The 554-nt window shown below is 53.4% G+C and carries 1 protein-coding gene; it reads right to left on the bottom strand.

What is annotated here, in order from left to right:
* Positions 1 to 44 precede the first annotated feature (44 nt).
* Positions 45 to 554 (bottom strand): hypothetical protein (locus ACXJ5O_RS29400; RefSeq protein ID WP_457302979.1); only part of this gene is annotated, 510 nt, incomplete at its 5' end.

Below are 554 nucleotides of genomic sequence, written 5' to 3'. Positions count from 1 at the left end.
AGATGGATCTCTGAGTCTTATGATCGAGTGACGCTGAGCTAGCGTCACTTCTGCCCTTTGAGATGGGCTTCGGCAAATGTTCGTATTTGCTGATCCAGCTTTTGCCAGTCTCCAAGTATTTCTCTTGGAAAGCGGTAGGTTAGCTGCAAATCCTCACCAAGGAATATATCCCGCTGGCACGATGCAAGGTTGGTTTTCGAGGTTTCCTCGTCAAGACAGCGGGCAACGAATGGCATCTGTCCTGCCTGTTCCGCCGAAACCATCAGCTCCTCATTTACGAAGCCACTGTCGGCTCGAAACTTCTGTATCGTTAATCCAGATGGACCCTTCGAACCGGGACCCTCGGTCAACGTGCTATAGATCGGACCATATCGCCCTGACATATCCTGCGAGGTAGCGCGGATCTCGAAGGTCAGGAATAGCAGCCGCTTTTCCGGCACCGCACCGTTGAAATCCGACAGGAACGCTGGCTGGTAACCCAGCATGTCCGGCCAATGCAGGTATAGATCGACGCGTTCGGCATCTCCATTTCGGCGCTGCCTGTCGAAGCGGAT

The organism is Phyllobacterium sp. P5_D12, assembly GCF_054049495.1.
Note: the sequence above shows the minus strand (reverse complement) of the source record. Positions and strands in the feature narration are given on the sequence as shown.